3 protein-coding genes are annotated in these 4145 nt (G+C 44.3%); all 3 read right to left on the bottom strand.

Annotation, left to right across the window (positions count from 1 at the left end; genetic code table 11):
* Nucleotides 1-2987, bottom strand: a 2987-nt coding sequence (gene rpoB, locus FP815_04215) for a DNA-directed RNA polymerase subunit beta (GenBank protein MBA3014141.1), incomplete at its 3' end; no start/stop codon positions are given.
* Between the two features lie 225 nt (nucleotides 2988-3212).
* Nucleotides 3213-3590, bottom strand: a complete 378-nt coding sequence (locus FP815_04210; protein ID MBA3014140.1) for a 50S ribosomal protein L7/L12 — start codon at nucleotides 3588-3590, stop codon at nucleotides 3213-3215.
* A 65-nt stretch (nucleotides 3591-3655) separates the two neighbouring features.
* Nucleotides 3656-4145: 50S ribosomal protein L10 (locus tag FP815_04205; GenBank protein ID MBA3014139.1), on the bottom strand; the 490-nt coding region annotated here is incomplete at its 5' end.

The raw sequence follows: 4145 nt of genomic DNA, 5'->3' as shown, positions 1-4145 counted from the left end.
ACTTCTGACTTCTTGGTAAGAATATCAGCGCTCGCCTTTTTCCCTTCAAGGATATCAGCTAAATTGTTAATTACACTATTTTCCAGACTATCTAGCTCGTCATTCAAATCCTTATTGAGACGAACGATCTCAAACTCTTCGATGGCAAGGGAGCGATCATCTTTTTCAACACCCTTACGCGAAAAAACCTTAGCGTCAATGACTACACCTTCAATCCCTGGTGGGACTCTCAGTGAAGTATCCTTTACATCGCCGGCCTTCTCACCGAATATTGCTCGCAATAGTTTTTCTTCGGGCGATAATTGGGTTTCACCCTTTGGTGTGACCTTACCGACTAAGGTGTCACCAGCTTTAATCACGGCACCAATCCTGACAATTCCTGATTCATCGAGATTCCGAAGTGCTTCCTCGCCGACATTAGGGATATCACGGGTTATCTCTTCCTTCCCCAATTTGGTATCACGGGCAACGGTTTCAAACACCTCAATGTGAATAGATGTGTAGGTATCTTCCTTAAGAAGTCTCTCACTAATCAGAATTGAATCCTCAAAGTTGTACCCGCGCCACGGCATGAAAGCCATGGTGACATTCTTACCAAGAGCCAATTCACCCATTTCTGTGGCCGGACCATCTGCCAAGACCTCACCCTTTATCACCTTCTGCCCTGGCAAAACCAATGGACGCTGAGTGAAACAGGTATTTTGGTTTGATTTTCTATACTTATCGAGACGATAGATACCGACTCCGGCCGTGAAACCATCAGTTCCAGGTTGATCATAACGAATGACCACCCGATTAGCATCAACCTCCTCGATTACTCCATCACCAGCAGCAAGCAGGCACACCCCGGAATCTTGAGCAACAGTTTTTTCCAAACCAGTACCAACCAATGGTGCGGCGGTACGCAATAATGGAACACCCTGACGTTGCATGTTTGAACCCATCAAGGCCCGGTTAGCATCGTCATTTTCAAGAAAAGGGATTAATGAAGTCGCGACACTGACCAGCTGATTAGGGGATACATCAATATGAGTAATGTCATCCGCCTTGACATTAACAACCTCTCCATCCATTCGAGCGATCAGCATGTCATGAACAATCCGTCCATTTTCGTCCAATTCTGCCTGAGCTGGCGCTATCACCATAGTATGCTCAGCAATGGCATTGTAATACGTTACGTCATTGGTAATCGTTCGATTGTCAACCCGACGATACGGGGTTTCAATAAATCCAAACTCATTAACATGGGCATACGCCGCCAGAGAAACTATCAGACCAATATTCGGTCCTTCAGGAGTTTCTACAGGACAAATCCGACCATAGTGTGTGGGATGAACATCGCGGACTTCAAAACCTGCCCGCTCCCTGGAAAGACCTCCAGGTCCAAGCGCACTTAAACGCCGCTTATGAGTAACCTCAGACAGTGGATTGGTCTGATCCATAAACTGAGATAACTGACTGGTTCCAAAAAATTCTTTGATTGCAGAGGTGATAGGCTTAGGATTAATGAGATCATGTGGCATCAAGGTCTCCACTTCCTGCAAGCTCATCCGCTCTTTAATGGCTCTTTCCATGCGAACCAAACCAACTCGATACTGATTTTCCACCAGTTCGCCAATAGTACGAACCCGACGATTACCAAGATGGTCAATGTCATCAACCGGACCTTGAGCATCTTTCAAACGCACGAGATAACGAATTGACAAAATAATATCTTCTTTTGTCAGTGTCCGAATACTAATATCTGTATTCAAGCCCAGCTTAGCGTTAATTTTAAAGCGCCCTACTTCCGACAAATCATATGTGTCCGGGTTAAAAAAGAGTCCATCGAAGAAATTCATTGCCACATCAATGGTTGGAGGGCTACTCGGCCTTAATCGTCGATAGATCTCAATGAGCGCCTCTTCCGGAGTATTTACCTTATCCATCGACATGGTCTTTCGGAAAGAGTCCGTATACTTGATCCCATCAATAAACAGAGTAACAAATGACTCAACCCCAGCAGATGAAATGGATTCCAATGTCCCTTCGCTAATCTCCGCATTACAAGGGACAATCACCTCGCCAGTTGCATGATTAACGATATCTTGAGCAACGATCTGCCCAACCAAAGTGGCTGGATCAATCTCAATCCGTTCAAATCCAGACTCGACTATCTTTTTAGCCAGTGATTTGCTTATCTTCCGGTTATGTTTGACCAAAAGCTCACCCGTTACCGGGTGAACAATATCGTGCGGCGCACGCTGGCCAACAGACAACTCCTCGCTGAAGGCCTTAAACATCTTTCCTTCAGCAAGCATGATTTTTTCTGTGGGATAAAAAAAACAGAGAAGGTCATCGGCGCTTTGACCTAACGCCTTGAGAAGGGTAGTCACTGGAAATTTACGGCGTCTGTCTATGCGAACATAAAGCACATCCTTGGCGTCAAACTCCAGATCAATCCAAGACCCTCGAACTGGAATAATCCTCGCTGAGTATAGTAATTTGCCCAATGAATGGTTCTTACCATCGTCGTGAGCATAGAAAAGACCGGGTGATCGTTGCAACTGGCTGACAATAACTCTCTCCGTGCCATTAACAACAAATACTCCTGCCTTAGTCATAAGAGGCAGACTGCCAAGGTACACTGACTGTTCCTTGATATCACGGATACTCTTCACTTCGGTATCAGGATCAACGTCAAAGGTGATCAAGCGCACTGTAATTTTTATAGGGACCTCAAAGGTCATCCCGCGCTCAATGCACTCTTCAACAGTATATTTGGGCTCGCCAAAAGTATAACGAACATACTCAAGCGAACATGCCCCATTAAAATCTTCAATCGGGAAGATGTTCTTAAATATCCCCTGGAGGCCAATATCCGCTCGATCATCGGGATCTACATCTATTTGCAGGAATTTATCATATGACAGCTGCTGCATCTCGATAAGATGCGGTTTTTCAATAGCCTCACCAATCTTGGCAAAACTCTTTCTAACTCTTTTCATCATCTTCATCACAGACCTGCCCTCGCCATTTGCCAACAATAGAGCCAGTACAACGCTTCACAAACCATTAATCTTTCGGGATACTTTATTTTTGGTTATGTTTTTGGTGTAACTGGCCAGAAATATTATGCAAAAACGCACTAAAACGTTACGGGAGACCGCAACGTTTTAGTGCTGTAAAGATGTGGATTCAACCCTGAATCAAGTTGGTATCCACATAATAAATTACTTGATTTCGATAACGCCGCCTGCTGCTTCGATCTTGGCTTTGATATCAGCAGCTTCTTCCTTGCTAACACCTTCCTTAACCGGTGAAGGAGCGCCTTCAACCAAATCTTTTGCTTCTTTAAGACCAAGGGAAGTAATAGCACGAACTTCCTTAATAACTTGAATCTTCTTTTCTCCACCAGAGACCAAGATGACATCAAACTCGGTCTTCTCTTCAACTGGTGCGGCAGCAGCAGCAGGACCAGCAGCGGCAACAGCAACAGGAGCAGCTGCACTGACACCGAATTTTTCTTCCATTTCCTTGATCATCTCAGAGAGCTCAAGAACAGTCATATTAGCAATAAAATCAATAACATCTTGTTTCGTTACAGCCATGGTATTACCTCCAAAAATATCCAAATAACGCCGTATAATTACGGCAACATAAAATAAAGTTGTTGTTACTGCTCTTTCTGATCCTTTACTGCCTGAAGGACGTAAACAAATTTCTGCGGTATTGCATTAAGTACGCGAACAAAACCAGTCGGTACGGCCTGCATGACAGAAAGAAGTTGTCCGAGAAGGACTTCTTTGCTCGGAAGTGTTGATAATGCACTCAAGTCCTCAAACGTCAATACCTTCCCTTCCAGAACAGCACTCCTGATAGCAAGTTTGGAGTGAGTCTTAGCAAAGTCGATCAAAACTTTAGCTGGTGCAACAGGATCACCATAAGCAAGAGACAACGCTGTTGTTCCCTTAAAATGATCATTCAAGGACTCAAACGGCGTGCTCTGGCTCGCTTTACGTAACAATGTGTTTTTTGCTACTTTGACTTCAGAATCACACTTTTTCAAAGCTATGCGCAACTCTTCAAATTCAGTTACAGTCAGACCTCGATAATCGCTGACAACAGCGATCGATGCTTTGGCAAACTTGTCAGATAACTCTTGT

It is taken from the genome of Desulfobulbaceae bacterium (assembly GCA_013792005.1).
GTDB lineage: Bacteria > Desulfobacterota > Desulfobulbia > Desulfobulbales > VMSU01 > VMSU01.
This window is presented reverse-complemented; position numbering and strand designations above follow the sequence as displayed.